Genomic DNA, 522 nt, shown 5'->3' on the forward strand with positions numbered 1-522 from the left:
ATGAAACCTCAACTTCCTTAGCTCGGCGGCTTATACAGGTGTAGTGCGGGCAAACAAGCGGGATGTTAGCCAGCTTAAATACAGAGTCTAGAAAACCTTGTAGCGCTCTCAATGGCATAGAGAAAATGCGTTTCACCATCAGTGCGGTAGTAATGGCTAAGTCGCTGAATCGGCGAGGTCTACCACGCTTGCCTTGTTTGTTTTGTTTCCACTCAGCTATCGTTTCCTCATCAATCCAAAAGGTCAGAGAACCACGGTTGATTAAGGCTTTGTTGTACTGCTTCCAGTTAGTTGTTTTGTAACGAGGTTTAGGCATGAGGCTACGACGATTGATGGGGGTAGCCGATCAGATCGTAGCTTCTAGATTTAGTTCCATCGATTTAAGCAACAAAGCCTGGCAATACCGCAGAGAATGTCCTGCAATCAATCGACTGCTCGCTGGTTGCTTTAAAACCTGAAGGCTTTATCTCTCCCTTGGCGTAAAAATGAAAAAAGCCCGCCTCTCATATCAAGAAGCGGGCC

The 522-nt window shown here is 46.4% G+C and carries 1 protein-coding gene; it reads right to left on the minus strand.

Going from position 1 to position 522, the window contains the following annotated elements; genetic code table 11:
* Window positions 1–316, minus strand: a 316-nt coding sequence (locus tag ATB78_RS27950; protein ID WP_179946996.1) for a transposase, incomplete at its 3' end; no start/stop codon positions are given.
* Window positions 317–522 lie beyond the last annotated feature (206 nt).

The organism is Vibrio sp. CUB2, from assembly GCF_001557945.1.
Classification (GTDB): Bacteria; Pseudomonadota; Gammaproteobacteria; order Enterobacterales; family Vibrionaceae; genus Vibrio; species Vibrio owensii.